Raw genomic sequence first — 16,474 nt, forward strand, 5'->3', positions numbered from 1 at the left:
GCCCGCGCACCTCGGCTTCTCCGGCCGAGGCCGCCGGAACGGCTCGACGGCGGGCCCGACACCGAAGCCTTCCGGTGCCGGGCCCGCGACTCATCCGGCCGCACGGACTACGGCCGGGCTTCCGCCGGTTCCTCGTCGGCCCAGACGCCGTCGCGCATGAGGTGCCGGCCGGCGAGCTCGGGCTCCTCGTACCAGGCCTCCACCGCCACCGGCCGGACCCGGAACCAGACGTAGGCGGGGCCGGAAGTGCGCGGGTCCCAGCCGCACTTCGCGGCGAAGGCCTCGATCGCCGTCACCGGTACGTCGTCGCTCGGGTGGGTCGTGACCTCGCCGTCCACGAGGACGACGTCCCGGGTGTTCCCGAGCGCCAGCCGGGTCCGGCCCCCGGCGGCGAGGTTCCGCCCGGTGGGGTTGGTCCGCCGGGTGCACAGCCAGACGGACGCGCCGTCCCACAGGAAGGCCAGCGGCACGAGATACGGCCGCCCGTCCCCGTCGGCCGACGCCACCCAGATGTCCACCTCCTTCTCCAGCCGCGCGAACACGTCCTTCTTCCGCTGCGCGGTGTCGCGCAGCGTCCCCTCGTTCTCGGTCATGCGCCCGACCCTACTCGGGCGGTCGCGAAGGTCCGACCGCCCGTCAGGGCGACCGGCACGGCGAGGGCGACGAGGGCCGTGCTCACCCAGAGCGGACCCCGGTCGCCAGCCGCCGTGTCGAGGGCGAGCGCGGCGAGGAGCGGGCCGAGGACGGCGCCGGTGTTGAGCGCGGCCGTCGCGTAGGCGCCGGCCAGGGTGGGCGCTCCGTCGGCCTCGTACAGGACCCGGGTGATCAGGGTGGCACCCACCGCGAACGACAGCGCGCCCAGGACGAACACGAGGACGAGAACGGCGGCCGGCCGCGCGGCGAGCAGGGCCAGGGCCGGCCAGCCCGCGAGCAGCAGCGGGGCTCCGGCGGTGAGGACGAGGCCGGGGCGCCGGTCGGCGAGCCGGCCCGCGACGCTCACTCCGGCGAAGGAACCGGCGCCGAAGAGCACCAGGACGACGGGGACCCACACCGCGCCGAGCCCGGTCGTGCCGGTCACGAGGGGCGCGAGGAAGGTGAAGCCGCCGAAGGTGGCGGCGTTCACCAGGGCGCCGAGCAGCATGGCCAGGAGCAGACGCGGGCGCCTCAGCCGCGCGAGCTCCGCCCGCAGCGCCGGCCGCACGGTCCGCTCCCCGTCCGGGGCGGGGAGGCCCCGGAGGATGCCGAGGACGGCGGGCAGGCAGAGGACGGCGACGGCCCAGAAGGCGGCCCGCCACCCGAACAGCGTGCCGAGCAGCGCGCCGCCCGGGACACCGGCGATCGTGGCCACGGTCGTGCCGGACAGCAGGACGGCGAGCGCGCGGCCCTTCCGCTCGGGCGCGACGAGCGCGGCGGCGGTCGTCAGGGCGACGGCGAGGAACCCGGCGTTCGCGAGGGCGGCGGTCACGCGTGTGGCGAGGAGCACCGGGAAGCTCGTGGTGGTGGCCGCGAGGACGTGTGCGGCCAGGAACACCAGGAGGAACCCGAGGAGTCCGGACCGGCCGGACCGGCCCCGGGCGAGGACGGCCGCCGGCGGGGCGCCGACGACCATGCCGACGGCGAAGGCCGCGGTGAGCAGCCCGGCGGTCCCGACCGGGACGCCGAGGTCCGCGGCGATGTCCGGCAGCAGGCCGGCGAGCATGAATTCGGAGGTGCCCATGGCGAAGACGGCCAGGGCGAGCAGGTACAGGGGAAGGGGCAGAGGGCGGTGAGGGGGCTGGGGCACGAAGGGCTCCGGGGTGAGGCGAGGACGGTGGACGTCGTCTCGTCACCGCCGCCGGCCCCGATGCCGTCCGCCCGTACGCGGGCATGCGCGACCGGCCGCGCGGTCGCGGCAGCAGGTCGGTGATGTCACCGGCTCGGGGAGAACGGGCTCAGGGGCTGACGGCGCGTGACCGAAAGCCCCCCGCTCTGGACGCCTCGGGGCTCGCCATACGGGGCAGGCTAACGACCCCGGCCCGCCGCCCGCACCGGGTTTTCCGCCTGACGGCGCCTCAGGGACCGGGCCGCTGCCCCTTGAACGAGTCGACGAAGGCCGGACCGGCCAAAACCTTCGCGTCACGGAGACGGAACCCGACCGGTCCCCACCGAACGCGGCCCGTTCACGCGGTGTCTGGGATCATCGCCTTTGCCGATCTCGACGCAAGGGAAGCGATGGGAACACGTGGGATCCTGGCGGCCTTCGCGGTCGCCCTCTCCGTCGTCCTGATGGCGGGCCCGGCCCAGAGCGGGGCGGACCTGCTGCGGGCCGACCGTGCGGCGGCGACGGACACGGAACGGAAGGCGGCGGACACGGGGCCGGCCGTGTCGGCTCCGACGATCCAGGGCGTGACGGTGGTGTAACCCTCGGGGACGGCTCGGACGGGGGTGGTGGGAGTGGTGTGGTCGCTCATGCGGTCACGCCAGGCCGCATCCAGGTCGGTTTCCGTCCTCACGGACGCAGCAGGGGGAACTCGACTCCCGCCCAGAGCTCCCGGGGGACGACGGGCACGTCGTGCGCGTCGCACTCGTCGGTCCGCCACACCTTCGGCTGCCCCGGGGCGTCGTCGTACGAGGGCCAGCCCGGGTCCCCGTCGGCGGCGAAACCGGCCCAGGCCCCCACCATCCGGCGGGCCAGGTCGTGGTCGGCGGCGGTGGGGGCACCGCCGATGAGGAAGGTCACGCACTCCTTGTCGACGTTGCCGAAGGCGAAGGGGACGTCCGCGCAGTGCCAGGCCCGCACGGCCCCGTGCGGGCCTGTGCGCCGCCGGTCGAAGACGGACCGGAACACCCGGCCGCCGCCCCGGGCGTGCTGCTCGACGAGCCGGTGGGCGTACTCCCCGAAGAGGAGGTCGCCGAAGACGGCCAGGTAGACGTCGAGCACGGGGGCGTCGGGCAGCGCGGCGCGACAGCCGGCGAGGAACCCGTCGGGAAGGCCGAAGTCCTCGGCGAATCGGGCGAGTTGCTCCTCGGTGGTGACCTTGGCGCTGCTGCCGACGGCGTCGAGCAGCCGGTACTCCTCCGTGGTGTGGCAGACCAGGAGGTCCACGTCCCGGCCCGCACCGGCGGCCAGGCCCGTGAGGGGGTCGACGGGGAGGACGTCTCCGTCGAGGACGGGGGCGTAGAGCGTGGGGTCGTAGTGGCGGGATCCGGAGGCGGGGTCGCGCCGGTACTCCTCGACGACCCGGTCGGAGGCGGTGAGCAGCGCCTGGGGAGTCGCGGAGGCCAGGCCCTCGGCCGTGGCCGGGCAGCCGGCCGCGGCGGCGATCTCGCGGGTGGTCGCGGCGGCGACGTCCCGGGGGTAGTGGGGGCTCGCGGGGCTGTGGAGGACGGCACGGTGGAACAGGCCGCGCGCCCGGTCCATCACCATGAGGCAGGCGATCGACGCGGCCCCCGCGGAGTGGCCGGCGACCGTGACGCTGCCGGGATCGCCGCCGAACGCGGCGATGTTCTCCCGCACCCAGCGCAGGGCCGCGACCTGGTCGAGCAGCCCCCGGTTGTCGGGGAAGGCGGCTCCGTCGGCGGCGGGGACGTGCCCGAACCCCTCGAAGCCGACCCGGTAGTTGAGGGTGACCACGACCAGTCCGGCGCGGGCCAGGGCGTCGCCGTCGAAGTCGGGCTGGGCCGAGGAGCCGAAGGTGTAGGCGCCGCCGTGGATCCAGACGAGGACGGGCAGGGAGCCGCCGTCGAGGGCCGGGGTCCATATGTTGACGGTGAGGACGTCCTCGTCGCCGGGCGACCACGCGGGAGAGCCCGGCAGCTCCGCCGACTGCGGGGCGACGGGGCCGAAGGCGGTGCAGTCCCGCACTCCGGTCCAGGCGGCGGCCGGGGCGGGCTCCCGGAACCGGTGGGCGCCGAACGGCGGTGCGGCGTAGGGGATCCCGAGCACGGCGACGACGTCGGAGGAGGCCCGGAAACCCCGTACCGCGCCGCTGGTCGTCTTGAAGATGTCCATGGACGCAGCCTGTCATCACATCCCCGACCGGCACCAACACCAAGATCATGACGATTCACACGCCCTCAGTGTCAATGCCGGGGCGCGGGCGGTCACTTCCGGCGGCGGCGTCGGCCGTAGGCGACGGTCAGGACCGCGAGGAACGGATCCCACAGCACGAGCGGGGCGTGGCAGACGCAGGAGGAGACGGCGCCCCACCACCCCTTCGGCCCGTCACCGACGACGATCCCTCCGACCGGTGGCCGGCGGACCGCCCCGCGGACCGAACCCCCTCCGCCGCACGGGCGAGAGGGGGTTCGGTCCGGAGTCGCGGGCGCACCGTCCTCAGCTCAGCCGGGTGTCCGCGTAGAGGTTCATCGCCTGCTGCTGGTACTCCGCGAGGCCGACCGCGATCCTGTCGAAGTTCTCGCGGAAGCGCGGGTCCTCGGCGTAGGTCCGGGCCAGACCCCGGTACGCCTCGGCGTTCGGGGTCCAGAAGCGGCTGACACCCGCGTGGTGGGCCTCCACCTCGGCCTGGACCGCCGGGTCGTCGACCGGCGTGCCGGCGGCCATGTGCTCGGCGAAGCGGATCATCTGGGCGGTGGCCTCGCGCTGCCACTGCTCGGTGGTCTCGGGGGTCATCCCTTCGACGACCTGCCGGGTCCGCTCGTACGCCTCGGGCCATCGCTCCCGCGCCTCGGCCTCGATGCCGGGGTCGGGCCGGAAGCCTTCGAAGAGGTTCTCGGGGCGGTTGATGCCGGCCATGTCCTGGTCCTCGCTTTCCTCGAGTTCGGCGATGGTGCGGGCGACCGTGAGGGCCAAGGTGCCGAGCCGGTCCTGCTCCGCGAGCAGCCGGGCGTGGTGCTCGCGCAGGACGGCCACGCGGTCGGCCCCGCTGTCCAGGACGTCCCGGATCTCGCGCAGGCCGAGGTCCAGCTCCCGCATCAGCAGGATCTGCTGGAGGCGCAGCAACTGGGGCTCCTCGTAGTACCGGTGCCCGTCGCCCGCGGTCCACGCGGGCGCGAGCAGGCCGACCTCGTCGTAGTGCCGCAGCGTCCGGGAGGTCACCCCGGACATCCGGGCCACCTCCGCGATCGACCAGGCCATGACGGTGTCCTTCCCTCGCCGGGGGCCGGTGTCTCCGGCCCCGTACGAAGACCGTAGGAGTTGACGCAGCGGCAACCGCAAGTCGTTCAGGCCCCGCCCCGGGGGCCGAAGCCGCCCCGGAGGGTGGTGCGGCCGCCGTCGGCGCCGGTGAGGGTGACGGTGTACGTGTCGGCCGAGGCGTCCCGTACGCCCTCGGCGTGGTTGTACTGGGCGGCGAAGGCGTGGGGACCGGGCGGCACCGTACGGCCCGGCCTGAGGGTCCACCGGTAGACCAGGGCGCGGGGCTCCTCGGTCACGGTGACGCTGAAGTCCTCGGCGGGCCGGGTGCGCCAGTGTCCGGTGCTCACGACGCCGGGGGTGCGGGCGACCCGCAGCTCGACGGTGAGACCGGCGACCGGCGACTCCGTCGTCACGGCGAGGTCGCTCTGCGCCCACCAGCGGTTGCTGCCGGGGTCGATCGTGCCGGCCGTCCGTGCCGTCGGACCGGGCGCGGGCAGGACGGCGGCGGGTCCGGCGGGCCGGTCGTCCCGGGTGGTCGCCGCGAGGCCGCCGAGGCCGACGACCCCGGTGACGGCGGCTGCGACGGCGACGACCGCCGTCCAGCGGCGACCGGACCACGGGCGCGGCGGCCGGCCGCGGCGTCCGGCCGGGGCGGGGGCGGCCATGCCCCGCTCCACCCGGGCGAGGATGCGGGCGTGGTCGGGCCGGTGTGCGAGCGCTGCCTCCCGCAGCTCGCGGCGGAGCCGTACCTGGTCCATCAGCGCCTTCCCGCGGCGAGTTCGGTGGCGGCCCGGTCGCCGAGCAGCCGCTGGAGTTCCGCCATGCCCTTGGCCGTCTGGCTCTTGACCGTGCCGACGGAGACCCCGAGCGCGAGGGCGGTGTCGCGTTCGGAGAGGTCGAAGGCGTGCCGGAGCACGACACAGGCGCGCTTGCGGAAGGGCAGGGCGCGCAGGGCGGTGCGGACGTCGACGACGGCGGGCACGTCCGGGTCCTCGGTGTGCTCCGGGCGCCGGTCCCAGAAGGCGGCGATCCGGCGCCGTTCGCGGACGGTGCCGCGGATGCGGGTGCGGACGAGGTTGGCGACGACGCCCCGGGCGTAGGCGCCGGGGTGGTCGGCGGCGCGGACCCGGTCCCAGTGGTTCCAGAGGGCGAGCATGGCGTCGGCGGCCACGTCGTCGGCGGCGTCGGTCTCGCCGGTCAGCAGGTGGGCGAGGCGCGCGAGTTCGGCGTAGTGGCGCTCGAAGAAGGCCCGGAACTCCGTCGCGTCGTCCTCGACCCCGGTGTCCGCCGTGGTCACGAGACCGAGGCGGTCGCCGGGCCCGTGCTCGCGCGGGGCGTCAGAAGGGGCGTGAGGAGCGGCTCGACGGCGGCCTCGTTCCGGACGACGAGGGGCGTGGCGGCGCCGCGCAGACCGGTGGGCGTGCGGGCGCCGGCGTGGGGTCGGTGGCCGAGGGCGTCGATGCCGTGCCGGGTGGGCGCGGATCCGGACCGTCTGCCGCTGAGCACGTAGCCGACGGTGCCGGCCGACACCCCGGCGTGGCGGGTGACATCGGCGAGGGTGACCACGTGCGTGCTCCTGGACGGTTCCCGGTGTTCCGGGCGACGACCCGTCGAGCCGCCGCTTCGGCTCACGACCCTAGGCGGCGGCTCGACGAGCTGTCCAGACGGGCACGAGGGCTCCGGGTCCTGTCCGTCGATCACCGGCCTTCGGACGTCCGAAGGCCGGGCGGTCCCCCGAGGGGAGGGCCGCCCGGCCTCGTCGTGCGCGGAGCCCGCTCTCGCGGGGCGGGCTGTTATTCGAGCAGCTCCGCGTACGAGCCCATGGCCAGGGCGATGTCCGCCTGGGCCCAGAAGCGGTGGTAGGTGAAGACGGGCGCGGCGCCGCCCGCCAGGTAGGCCTCGACCTTCGGCCAGGCCGGGTCGTCCTCGTAGAAGGAGCGGATCGAGGCGAAGGTGGAGGAGGAGTTCACCGCGTCGCCGTTCGGCATGGTGCCGGTCCAGCCGCTCGGCACGTACACGGGGTCGTCGAAGCGGTTGTAGTCGGCGCGGGTCTCCGGGACGGCGATGCCCAGTGCGTCCTGGTGGTGGTTCCACATGCCGTCGAGGAGGGCCTTGGCGACGCGCTCGGCCTCGGCGTGGCCGGACTTGGCCGCGTAGTAGGTGAGCGTCTTGGCGTAGGCGGCGGCGACGCCGACGTCGTCGGTGTAGTCGGCGACGGTGACGTGCAGTCCGGCGTTGGCTCCGGGGCTCGTCGCGTTCCAGGTGTCGGGCGCGCCGGACCACTGGAGGGTGGAGGGGACGCGGTAGGTGCCGTCCGGGTTGATCGTGGTCTTCGACAGCGCCCAGGAGACCCACTTGTCGAGGACCGTCTTCGCCCTGGCGTCACCCGTCTGCTGGTAGTACTCGGCGACCCGCTCCATGGACCAGGCCTGGAAGCCGAACCACTGGTTGGACGCGGGGTCGTGGTAGACGGGCTTCTCGTCGTAGTACATGCCGTGGAAGGTGGGGGTGCCGGCCGGTGGGGTGGCGTAGCGGCCCTGCCAGCTGTTGGTGGCGCCGCCCGCGATGGCGCCCTCGTCCGACTGGAGCCAGCGGTAGAACTCCAGCTGCCGGCCGAGGCTGGTGGCCCAGTCGGCCGCGCCCGTCGCCGACTTGGGCTTGAGCGGGGCGTAGGAACTGAGGGCGTAGGCGGCGAGGGGGTTCTGGTAGCCGCTGTGGTTGTGGCTGGAGCCGATGCGCCAGGACCAGCCGGCCGAGGTGTCGGTGGCACCGCCCCAGGCGTAGTACCAGGACAGCAGGTAGTGGGCGCTGTTCTTGCCGGTGTCGGCCGGGCAGGCGGCCGGTCCGACGCAGTCGCCGACCTTCTTGAAGTACTTGTCGAACATGGCGTACCGCAGGTAGTCGCCCATCTTGGCGGCCTTGCCGACGGTCGTGGCGACCTGGGAGCCCTTGCCCTGCCGCTTGGCCCAGAGGTCGGCCCAGTAGGCGGCCTGGACGGCGCGGGCGTCGGCGTCGGGGGCGTCCGTGAACTTCCACTGCCTGGCGTAGGAGGAGTCCCCGGTGAAGAGGTCGAGGTAGCCGTTCTTCCCGCCGAAGGAGAAGTTGTCGCAGGTGGGGTGGGTGACGGTCTCCCAGACGGACTCCTGGGGGCCGCGCTGGAAGGTGTTGATGTACGAGGGGCCGGTCGCCGTCGGTCCGGCGGAGCACTTCCCTGGCTCGTTGCCGTAGCCGTAGACGTTGTCGACGTCCTGGATCCAGTGCATGCCGTAGATGTCGTCGGTGCCGTAGGCGCTCTTGAGCTCGGCGGCGATCGGGTCGGAGCCGGAGGCGACCCCGGAGTCGAGCTTCGCCGGGTACTGGGAGGGGAGGTCCCACTCGGGGGCGTACGTGGCCGGCTTCGAGGCGTTGTAGGAGGAGGTGGTGGGCTGGTCGGCGTGGGTGGGGATCATGAATTTCTCCATGGTGTCCCAGGCGCCGTTGAACTTGGTCCAGTCGCCGGTGATCTTGCCGTACATGGCCTGGAGCCAGATGAGGTAGCTGTACGCCTCCGAGGTCGTCTCGTGCCCGTGGTCGGGGGCCTCGACGATCAGGGTCTCCACGGAGTGGTACGGGATGCCCTCGGGCGAGAAGTAGCCGTTGGCCGGGTTGGTGATCTTCCCGTGGAGGTCGAGGAAGCGGGCGTCGTACGTGGAGTCCGCGGCCAGCTGGGCGACGGTGACCTCGGCCTTGGCGTGGCCGGGGGCGGTCGCGGTGAAGACGGCGGAGCCGGTGCCGGTGGCCGCGGCGGCGACGGTCACCTTCCGGGCGGTGTTCCAGTTCGCCGGGGTGAAGGTGAGGGCGGCCGGGGTCGCGGTGAGGTTGGTGTTGCCCGAGGTGCGGGCGATGCTCACCGTGACATCGGCGGTCGGGGCGGTGGAGAGCTTCAGGTCGAAGGTGCCCGTGGAGCCCTGGCGCACGCCGAGCTGGGTCGGTGAGGCGACGAGCGCGGGTCCGGCCGCGACGGTGATGCCGACGGGCGCCGACTCGGCGGAGGCGCCGAGGCTGTCGTAGGCCTTGGCGTAGAGGGAGTGGGCGCCGGTGGCGAGGCCGGTGGCGCCGTAGGTGAAGGGCGCGGTGGTGTCGGTGCCGAGGAGGGTGGTGTCGCTGTAGAACTCCACCTTGTCCACGGTGGCGCCGTCGGCCGCGGCGGCGGTGGCGGCGAGCGGCACCGCGTCGCCCTCGGTGTAGACGGCTCCCGGCGCGGGGCTGGTCAGGACCGCGACGGGGGGCTGGTGGGCGCCGGCGCACGGGGTGCCGTTGACGGCGAAGCCGGTCGGGGCGGCGTTGGTCCCGCTGTAGGCGAACTGGGCGCCGGTGGTGGTGGCGGCGCCCGGGGCGAGGGTGCCGTTCCAGGACGCGTTGGTCACCGTGACGTTCTTGCCGGACTGCGACCAGACGCCGTTCCAGCCGTTGGTGAGCTTCTGGTCGCCGGCGTGGGTGTACGTCAGCGTCCAGCCGTTCAGGGGCTCGGCGGCCCGGTTGGTGAGGGTGAGTTCGGCGGTGAAGCCGGAACCCCAGTCGTTGGTCCTGTAGTCGACGCTGCACCGGACGGCGGCGGCCTGGGCCGTCGTGGTGCCGACGGCCGTGAGGCCGAGGGGGAGGGAGAGCGATGCGGCCAGCGCGGTCAGGCGCCGTCGTGTTCGCGTTCTCTGTCGGAGAGGTGCCATGGGGGTGGTTCTCCTCGCGGCTCGGAGAGGTCGGGGTGCGAAGAGCGGGAGGTGCGACGGTCAAGCCCTGAACCAGTGGGAGCGCTCCCACTGTGCAGTTGGGGCCCAACGCCGTCAAGGTGCGTGAGGAAGTCGAAGCCAAAAGCCGGGGAATTTACCCAACTCCTCTTTTGCTTGGCGGCAGTTGGCGCTACGGTCTGCCCCGACCCAGTGGGAGCGATTCCATCCAGTCGGCACACCGTCAGGAGTGTGCCCTCGCTGCGAGGACTCGCTCATGCGACATCCCCCACGTCTGTCCGCGCTGCTCGCAGGAGCGGCGCTCACGACGGCGAGCACCGCTCTCGCCGTGGTGGGTACGGCCTCAGGAGCCGCGGCCGCACCCACCTGCACGGTGGAGTACTCGGTCGTCGGCCAGTGGGCCGGCGGCTATCAGGGCGCCGTGACCGTCACCAACGGCGGTGCCGGGCTGAACGGTTGGAGCCTCGGCTTCGACTTCCCGGCCGGCCAGGTCGTCGGTCAGGGCTGGGGCGGCAAGTGGTCCCAGTCCGGGGCGTCCGTCACGGTGGTGAACGAGAGCTGGAACGGCGCGCTCGGCACGGGCGCGAAGGTCTCGACGGGCTTCATCGCCTCCTGGACCGGCACCAACACCGCGCCCACCGCCTTCACGCTCAACGGCACCCCGTGCGACACGGACGCGCCGTCGCCCACCCCCACCCCCACACCCACACCCACACCCACACCCACGACACCGACCCCCACCCCGACCACCCCGACGACCCCGCCCCCCACTCCCCCGACCACCCCGGTCCCGGTCACCGGAGCACCCGAACTCGGCGTCTCCGGAAACAAGTTCGTCGACCAGAACGGCGCCACCCGCCGCCTCCTCGGCGTCAACCGCTCCGGAGGCGAGTTCATGTGCGTCCAGGGCTACGGTTTCTTCGACGGTCCCGTCGACGACGCCTCCGTCAAGGCGATCGCCGACTGGAAGGCCAACACGGTCCGCATCCCCCTCAACGAGGAGTGCTGGCTCGGCCTCGACAACGTCAAGCCCGAGTACCGGGGCGCGAACTACGTCGCCGCCGTCAAGGACCTGGTGGCCAAGGTGCTCGCCCACGGGATGACCCCCGTGGTCGAACTCCACTGGACGCACGGCCAGTACACCGGGAACTCGGCGGGCTGCTCCGACACGCACGCCACCTGCCAGAAGCCGATGCCGGGCGCCCGGTACACCCCGGCGTTCTGGACCTCGGTCGCGAACACCTTCAAGAACGACAAGCGGGTCGTCTTCGACCTCTTCAACGAGCCCTACCCGGACCGGGCGGCCTCCACCGCGGCGCAGGCCTGGTCCTGCTGGCGCGACGGGGGCACCTGCCCCGGCATCGGCTACGAGGTCGCCGGCATGCAGGACCTGGTGGACGCCGTCCGCGCCACGGGGGCGAGGAACCTCGTCCTCGTCCCGGGCCTCGCGTACTCCAACGACCTGAGCCAGTGGCTCACGTACCGCCCCACGGACCCGGCGGGCAATCTGGCCGCCGCCTGGCACGTCTACAACTTCAACACCTGCGCCGACGAGACGTGCTGGAGCAACACCCTCGCGCCGGTGGCCGCCGCGGTGCCCCTCCTCGCGGGCGAGATCGGCGAGAACACCTGCGGACACGCGTTCGTCGACCGCGTCATGAAGTGGTTCGACGACCGCGGCCTCTCGTACCTGGGCTGGACCTGGAACACGTGGAACTGCAACTCCGGTCCCGCGCTGATCACCTCGTACGACGGCACCCCCACCGCTTTCGGCATCGGGCTGCGCGATCACCTGCGCGCCCTCACCTCCTGAGAGGAACCCCCACCCCATGAGCCGCACCAGCCGCACCGCCCTCCTGGCGGCCCTCGGCCTCGTCACCGCGACCGGAGCCACCGCCACGGTCTTCGGCACCACCGCCGGCGCAGCCACCCCGGGCTGCAAGGTCGACTACAGCATCACCAACCAGTGGAACACCGGCTTCGGCGCCAGCGTCGTCGTCACGAACACCGGCGACCCGACGTCCTCGTGGACCCTGGAGTGGACCTACGCCGGCAACCAGCAGGTCACCCAGGGCTGGAACGCCACCATCACCCAGGCCGGGGCCGCCGTCACCGCCAAGAGCATGTCCTACAACGGAGCTCTCGCGACCGGCGGTTCGACCTCCTTCGGCTTCAACGGCTCCTACAGCGGCACCAACGCCGTCCCGGCCGTCTTCAAGCTGAACGGCGTCACCTGCAACACCGCCACGCAGCCGACCGACCCGCCGACCACCCCGCCCACCACTCCCCCGACGACCCCGCCGACCACACCGCCCACCACCCCGCCGGCCGGCACCAGGGCCGACAACCCGTACGCCGGCGCCAAGGTGTACGTGAACCCCGAGTGGTCCGCGAAGGCGGCGGCCGAGCCCGGCGGCGCCAAGGTCTCCCAGCAGCCCACCGGCGTCTGGCTGGACCGCATCGCCGTCGTCAACGGTTCGAGCACCTCCATGGGCCTGCGCGCCCACCTCGACGAGGCCCTGAAGCAGAAGGGCTCGGGCGAGCTCGTCGTCCAGCTGGTCATCTACAACCTGCCCGGCCGCGACTGCGCCGCGCTCGCCTCCAACGGCGAGCTCGGCCCGACGGAGATCGGCCGCTACAAGACCGAGTACATCGACCCGATCGCCGCGATCCTCGCCGACTCCAAGTACGCGGGCCTGCGGATCGTCACCACCGTCGAGATCGACTCGCTGCCCAACCTCGTCACGAACGTCTCCGGGCGTTCCACGGCCACCGCCAACTGCGACGTCATGAAGGCGAACGGCAACTACATCACCGGCGTCGGCTACGCGCTCAAGAAGCTCGGCGCGATCCCCAACGTCTACAACTACGTCGACGCCGGCCACCACGGCTGGCTCGGCTGGGACGACAACTTCGGCCCCTCCGCCGAACTCTTCAAGCAGGCCGCCACGGCGGAGGGATCGACCCTCTCCAACGTGCACGGCTTCATCGTCAACACCGCCAACTACAGCGCGCTGAAGGAGGACCACTTCACCATCGACGACACGGTGAACGGCGTCTCCGTGCGCCAGTCCAAGTGGGTGGACTGGAACCGGTACACCGACGAGCTGTCGTACGCCCAGGCCATGCGGACCAAGCTCGTCTCGCTCGGCTTCGACAGCCACCTCGGCATGCTGATCGACACCTCCCGCAACGGCTGGGGCGGCACCGCCCGGCCCACCGGCCCGGGAGCCACGACCAGCGTCGACACGTACGTCAACGGCGGCCGCTACGACCGGCGCCTCAACCCCGGCAACTGGTGCAACCAGTCCGGAGCGGGTCTCGGCGAACGGCCCCAGGCGGCTCCGGCCGCGGGCATCGACGCGTACGTCTGGATGAAGCCCCCGGGCGAGTCCGACGGCGCCTCCAAGGAGATCCCGAACAACGAGGGCAAGGGCTTCGACCGCATGTGCGACCCGACGTACACCGGCAACGTCCGTAACGGGAACAGCATGTCGGGCGCGCTGCCGGACGCCCCGCTCGCGGGCCAGTGGTTCTCGGCCCAGTTCCAGGAGCTCCTGAAGAACGCCCACCCGGCGCTGTAACCCCCGCCGAACCGCTCGACCCCGGGGGATCCGGATCCCCCGGGGTCGTCCGCACGCCCTCCATCGACCTTCCGGGGCTCCGCAACCACGTCCCCGGACCGCGCGGCGACGTCCAGGGGACCTGACGAACACCGCTCGTGGTCTTTGCGCGCGGCCGCGGCAGCACCTAGCGTGCCGCGTTCGGCCGCCACCAGCCTTGAGCGAGGTAAGAGGATGAGAAAGACAGCGCGCCGCCTGGCGGTGCTGTGTTCCGCTCTGTTCGCGATGATCGCCATGACACCCGTGCAGGCCCACGCGGTGGAAGCCCGGCCGGTCCCCGTCACCGCGAGCGACAAGTACGCGCTCAGGTCCGTGGGCGCCGGCGGTCTCTACGTGTCGGTGGAGGTCTCGACCACCGGCGGCGGAGAAGCCATGCTGCGCGCCCGCAAGGCCGCCGCCACGCTCGAGGACCTGGGTTCCTGGGAGAAGTTCACGCTGCACACCGACGACAAGGGGTTCAGCACCACCCTGCGCTCGGAGGCGAACGGGAACTACGTCACCACCGAGCGTGGCTACACGGGCACCTACCAGAACCTGCTCCGGGCCCGGGGCACCACCGTCGGCGACTGGGAGAAGATCCAGCTCGAGAAGCAGACGGACGGCACGTACGCACTGAAGGCCGCCACGAACGACGGCTACAAGTACGTGACCGCCGAGGTGCAGGACCCCGGAAACGACGCGGGGCTGCTGCGGGCGCGGGGCGACTCCGTCGGCTCCTGGCAGAAGTTCCAGCTCGTCCACCTGGGCGAGGAGAACGCGAGCGACTCCGGGGGCCGCCCCGCCCCCGTCTCCCCCGCTCCGGCGGCCGACTTCCGCGTGATGTCGTGGAACGTCTGCGCCAACCACAACTCCGCCTGCGGGAACCACCGGGTGGAAGGGCCCTCCCTGGGAGCCCAGATCACCGACCGGATGGGCACCACGGCGGAGGCGCAGCAGTACCGCGCCGTGTTCCTCCAGGAGATGTGCGAATCGCACGCCAAGACCATCGAGACATGGCTGGAGGCGAAGACGGGGACCGGATGGGACGTGCGCTTCGCCCCCATCAAGTACACCGTCGACAAGTCCTCGGTGAAGGCCGCCAGGACCTGTGACAACGCCGGTTCGGCGGAATCCGGTTGGAAGGACCGCGGCTCCTACGGCATCGGTCTCGCGGTGCCGGACGCCAACGTCTGGTACACGTCGTACGACCTGCCGTCGCCGCAGAACAGGACCGTCGACACCGAGTGGGTGCGCATGGAGCAGCGCACCGCGATCTGCGCCGTCCTCCCGGCCCAGGCCCTGCAGTTCTGCACGGCCCACTTCAGCGCCGGTCTGTCGACGGACGACGCGGACGGCTCCAAGCGCAGGGAACAGGCCGCGAAGCTCCAGGAGATCGTCCACTCGTACACCCAGCCCGGCTACCGGACCGTCTACGGCGGCGACTTCAACTCCGTCCCGCCGGACTCCGCCTCGACGGACGCTCCCAAGGACGTCATGACGTCGGCCTACGCGGCGGACGGGGAGTGCGACGAGGGCCTGTCGGCCACGCGGCCGCGTGACGGCCGGGCCACGAAGCCGCTGGCCACCCGCAGCATCAAGATCGACTACCTCTTCGGCCCGTCCGCCGGGACCGTCGTCCCGTGTGACGTGACGGCCGACGCGGGCGAGTCGGACCACTACCCGATCAAGGCGCGGTTCCGCTTCTGAGCAGGGTGGCGCGGACGGCCCCGGTCCGGCGTCGGGGCCCTGTACGGCTCCGGGGCCGCGGCGAACGCGGCGGCTCCACGGGCGGCCCGGCGTGAGCCGGGTCCTGCGCCTCCACGGCCTGCCCCCGTCGCCCGAGCGGGCGCCTCCCGGGTGAAGCCGGGCGCCTCCCAGGGTGAAGCCCGGGCCGTGGGCCCGGCCTGATCGACGGGCGCCCTCCAGGGGCTTCCTCAGGACGAGTCGCGCACCACCAGCTCCGTCGGCAGCACGTGCCGGCGCGGCTCCTCCGGGGCGGTCCCCGCGCTCTCGTGGATCTCCCGGATCAGCATCCGCGCCATCGTGCGGCCCATCTCCTCGATGGGCTGGCGCACGCTCGTCAGCGGCGGGTCCATGAGCCGCGCGACCGGCGAGTCGTCGACGCCGACGAGGGCCACGTCCTCGGGGACCCGGCGGCCCGCCTCCCGCAGCGCCCCGCGCGCGCCGGCCGCCATCACGTCGGAGGCGGCGAAGACGGCGTCCAGGTCGGGCCGGCGGTCCAGGAGCCGCCGCATGGCCCGCCGGCCGCCCTCCTCGGTGAAGTCCCCGGCCGAGACAAGGCCCTCGTCGGGCGGGAGTCCGGCCTCCGTGAGCCCGGCCCGGTAGCCGCCGAGCCGGGCCCGCGCCACGTACATGTCGAGGGGTCCGGTGACGGTCGCGACACGGCTCCGGCCGCGCGCCACCAGGTGGGCGACGGCCGCCCGTCCGGCACCGATGTTGTCGGAGTCCACGTACGGCACGGGCTCGGCCTCCGTCCGGCGGCCGTTCAGCACGACCGGGAGGCCCAGCTCCCTGACGCGGTCGGGCAGCGGGTCGTCGCCGTGGACCGAGGCGAGCAGCACCCCGTCGACGCGCTGGGCGGCGAGGTACTGCTCGAAGCGCTGCCGCTCCTGCTCGCTGCGGACCAGGGTGAGCAGGAGCTGCTTGTCGGCCTCGGCGAGCTCGGCGCTGACCCCGCGGATGAGGTCGAGGAAGTACGGCTCGGCGAAGAGCCGCGCCTCGGCCTCGGGGATGACGAGCGCGATGGCGTCGGTGCGGCTGCCCGCCAGGGCGCGGGCCGCCTGGTTGGGCACGTAGCCGAGTTCGGCGACGGCCCGGGCGACGGCCCTCCTGGTCTGCTCGCTCACCCGGGGGGAGCCGTTGATGACCCGGGAGACCGTGCCCCGGCCGACCCCGGCCCTGGCCGCGACCTGCTCCAGGGTGGGTCTGCCGCTCTGCCGTCCGTTCACGACTCCCGTAACTCCCCTCGTAGGACAACGCGCCGCTCACCTGCCCGGATGACCACCAGGAAGCATGGGAGCGCTCCCACACTAGTCCACCGCCACCCCGCC

General features: G+C 72.9%; 13 protein-coding genes. 4 read left to right on the forward strand and 9 right to left on the reverse strand.

From position 1 onward, the window contains the following. Positions 1–107: 107 nt before the first annotated feature. Together ACFYUZ_RS18330 and ACFYUZ_RS18335 are read right to left on the reverse strand one after the other, a co-directional pair. Positions 108–593 (reverse strand): pyridoxamine 5'-phosphate oxidase family protein, encoded by a 486-nt coding sequence (locus ACFYUZ_RS18330; protein ID WP_389310383.1) that lies wholly within the window; start codon positions 591–593, stop codon positions 108–110. Continuing rightward, positions 590–1,759 carry a Cmx/CmrA family chloramphenicol efflux MFS transporter gene (locus tag ACFYUZ_RS18335; RefSeq protein WP_389310999.1) on the reverse strand — a complete coding sequence of 390 codons (1,170 nt, stop codon included), beginning with the start codon at positions 1,757–1,759 and terminating at the stop codon, positions 590–592. Before ACFYUZ_RS18335 ends, ACFYUZ_RS18330 begins: the two co-directional genes overlap by 4 nt. A 452-nt stretch (positions 1,760–2,211) precedes the next feature. Between ACFYUZ_RS18335 and ACFYUZ_RS18340 the strand changes: the two genes are divergently transcribed. Continuing rightward, positions 2,212–2,400 carry a hypothetical protein gene (locus tag ACFYUZ_RS18340; protein WP_389310385.1) on the forward strand — a complete coding sequence of 63 codons (189 nt, stop codon included), beginning with the start codon at positions 2,212–2,214 and terminating at the stop codon, positions 2,398–2,400. Positions 2,401–2,488: 88 nt separating this feature from the next. Here the strand turns inward: ACFYUZ_RS18340 and ACFYUZ_RS18345 are convergent, their stop codons facing one another. From ACFYUZ_RS18345 to ACFYUZ_RS18370, 6 genes are all read right to left on the reverse strand, one after another. Further along, positions 2,489–3,991, reverse strand: a complete 1,503-nt coding sequence (locus ACFYUZ_RS18345) for a carboxylesterase/lipase family protein (protein ID WP_389310387.1) — start codon at positions 3,989–3,991, stop codon at positions 2,489–2,491. A 324-nt stretch (positions 3,992–4,315) separates the two neighbouring features. Next, entirely contained in the window at positions 4,316–5,077 is a 762-nt protein-coding gene (locus ACFYUZ_RS18350; RefSeq protein ID WP_389310389.1) for a MerR family transcriptional regulator, read from the reverse strand. An 86-nt stretch (positions 5,078–5,163) separates the two neighbouring features. Continuing rightward, positions 5,164–5,835, reverse strand: coding sequence for a hypothetical protein (locus ACFYUZ_RS18355; protein WP_389310391.1), 672 nt, complete (start codon positions 5,833–5,835; stop codon positions 5,164–5,166). After that, the gene (locus ACFYUZ_RS18360) at positions 5,835–6,374 is read right to left on the reverse strand and encodes a SigE family RNA polymerase sigma factor (protein ID WP_389310393.1); all 540 of its coding nucleotides are present in this window, start codon (positions 6,372–6,374) and stop codon (positions 5,835–5,837) included. The genes ACFYUZ_RS18355 and ACFYUZ_RS18360 overlap by 1 nt, the downstream gene beginning before the upstream one ends. After that, positions 6,371–6,643 carry a hypothetical protein gene (locus ACFYUZ_RS18365; protein ID WP_389310395.1) on the reverse strand — a complete coding sequence of 91 codons (273 nt, stop codon included), beginning with the start codon at positions 6,641–6,643 and terminating at the stop codon, positions 6,371–6,373. The genes ACFYUZ_RS18360 and ACFYUZ_RS18365 overlap by 4 nt, the downstream gene beginning before the upstream one ends. A gap of 227 nt (positions 6,644–6,870) precedes the next feature. After that, on the reverse strand, positions 6,871–9,783 hold the full coding sequence (locus ACFYUZ_RS18370; RefSeq protein WP_389310397.1) for a glycoside hydrolase family 48 protein: 2,913 nt from the start codon (positions 9,781–9,783) through the stop codon (positions 6,871–6,873). Positions 9,784–10,057: 274 nt separating this feature from the next. On the opposite strand from ACFYUZ_RS18370, the gene ACFYUZ_RS18375 reads away from it, so the two are divergent. The 3 genes from ACFYUZ_RS18375 (at position 10,058) to ACFYUZ_RS18385 (ending at position 15,110) form a co-directional block, all read left to right on the forward strand. After that, the gene (locus ACFYUZ_RS18375) at positions 10,058–11,614 is read left to right on the forward strand and encodes a cellulase family glycosylhydrolase (RefSeq protein WP_389310399.1); all 1,557 of its coding nucleotides are present in this window, start codon (positions 10,058–10,060) and stop codon (positions 11,612–11,614) included. Between the two features lie 16 nt (positions 11,615–11,630). After that, the gene (locus ACFYUZ_RS18380) at positions 11,631–13,385 is read left to right on the forward strand and encodes a glycoside hydrolase family 6 protein (RefSeq protein WP_389310401.1); all 1,755 of its coding nucleotides are present in this window, start codon (positions 11,631–11,633) and stop codon (positions 13,383–13,385) included. Between the two features lie 213 nt (positions 13,386–13,598). Next, on the forward strand, positions 13,599–15,110 hold the full coding sequence (locus ACFYUZ_RS18385; RefSeq protein WP_389310403.1) for a hypothetical protein: 1,512 nt from the start codon (positions 13,599–13,601) through the stop codon (positions 15,108–15,110). A 227-nt stretch (positions 15,111–15,337) separates the two neighbouring features. Here the strand turns inward: ACFYUZ_RS18385 and ACFYUZ_RS18390 are convergent, their stop codons facing one another. Further along, positions 15,338–16,372: a LacI family DNA-binding transcriptional regulator gene (locus ACFYUZ_RS18390; protein WP_389310405.1), complete on the reverse strand. Its 1,035-nt coding sequence runs from the start codon at positions 16,370–16,372 to the stop codon at positions 15,338–15,340. Positions 16,373–16,474: the final 102 nt, after the last annotated feature.

Source organism: Streptomyces sp. NPDC004266, assembly GCF_042874095.1.
GTDB lineage: Bacteria > Actinomycetota > Actinomycetes > Streptomycetales > Streptomycetaceae > Streptomyces.

Excerpts from the sequence above, each read along its gene's own strand:
- ACFYUZ_RS18330 (WP_389310383.1), bottom strand. The coding sequence starts at position 593 with ATGACCGAGAACGAGGGGACGCTGCGCGACACCGCGCAGCGGAAGAAG.
- ACFYUZ_RS18340 (WP_389310385.1), top strand. The coding sequence starts at position 2,212 with ATGGGAACACGTGGGATCCTGGCGGCCTTCGCGGTCGCCCTCTCCGTC.
- ACFYUZ_RS18345 (WP_389310387.1), bottom strand. The coding sequence starts at position 3,991 with ATGGACATCTTCAAGACGACCAGCGGCGCGGTACGGGGTTTCCGGGCC.
- ACFYUZ_RS18350 (WP_389310389.1), bottom strand. The coding sequence starts at position 5,077 with ATGGCCTGGTCGATCGCGGAGGTGGCCCGGATGTCCGGGGTGACCTCC.
- ACFYUZ_RS18355 (WP_389310391.1), bottom strand. The coding sequence starts at position 5,835 with ATGGACCAGGTACGGCTCCGCCGCGAGCTGCGGGAGGCAGCGCTCGCA.
- ACFYUZ_RS18370 (WP_389310397.1), bottom strand. The coding sequence starts at position 9,783 with ATGGCACCTCTCCGACAGAGAACGCGAACACGACGGCGCCTGACCGCG.
- ACFYUZ_RS18375 (WP_389310399.1), top strand. The coding sequence starts at position 10,058 with ATGCGACATCCCCCACGTCTGTCCGCGCTGCTCGCAGGAGCGGCGCTC.
- ACFYUZ_RS18380 (WP_389310401.1), top strand. The coding sequence starts at position 11,631 with ATGAGCCGCACCAGCCGCACCGCCCTCCTGGCGGCCCTCGGCCTCGTC.
- ACFYUZ_RS18385 (WP_389310403.1), top strand. The coding sequence starts at position 13,599 with ATGAGAAAGACAGCGCGCCGCCTGGCGGTGCTGTGTTCCGCTCTGTTC.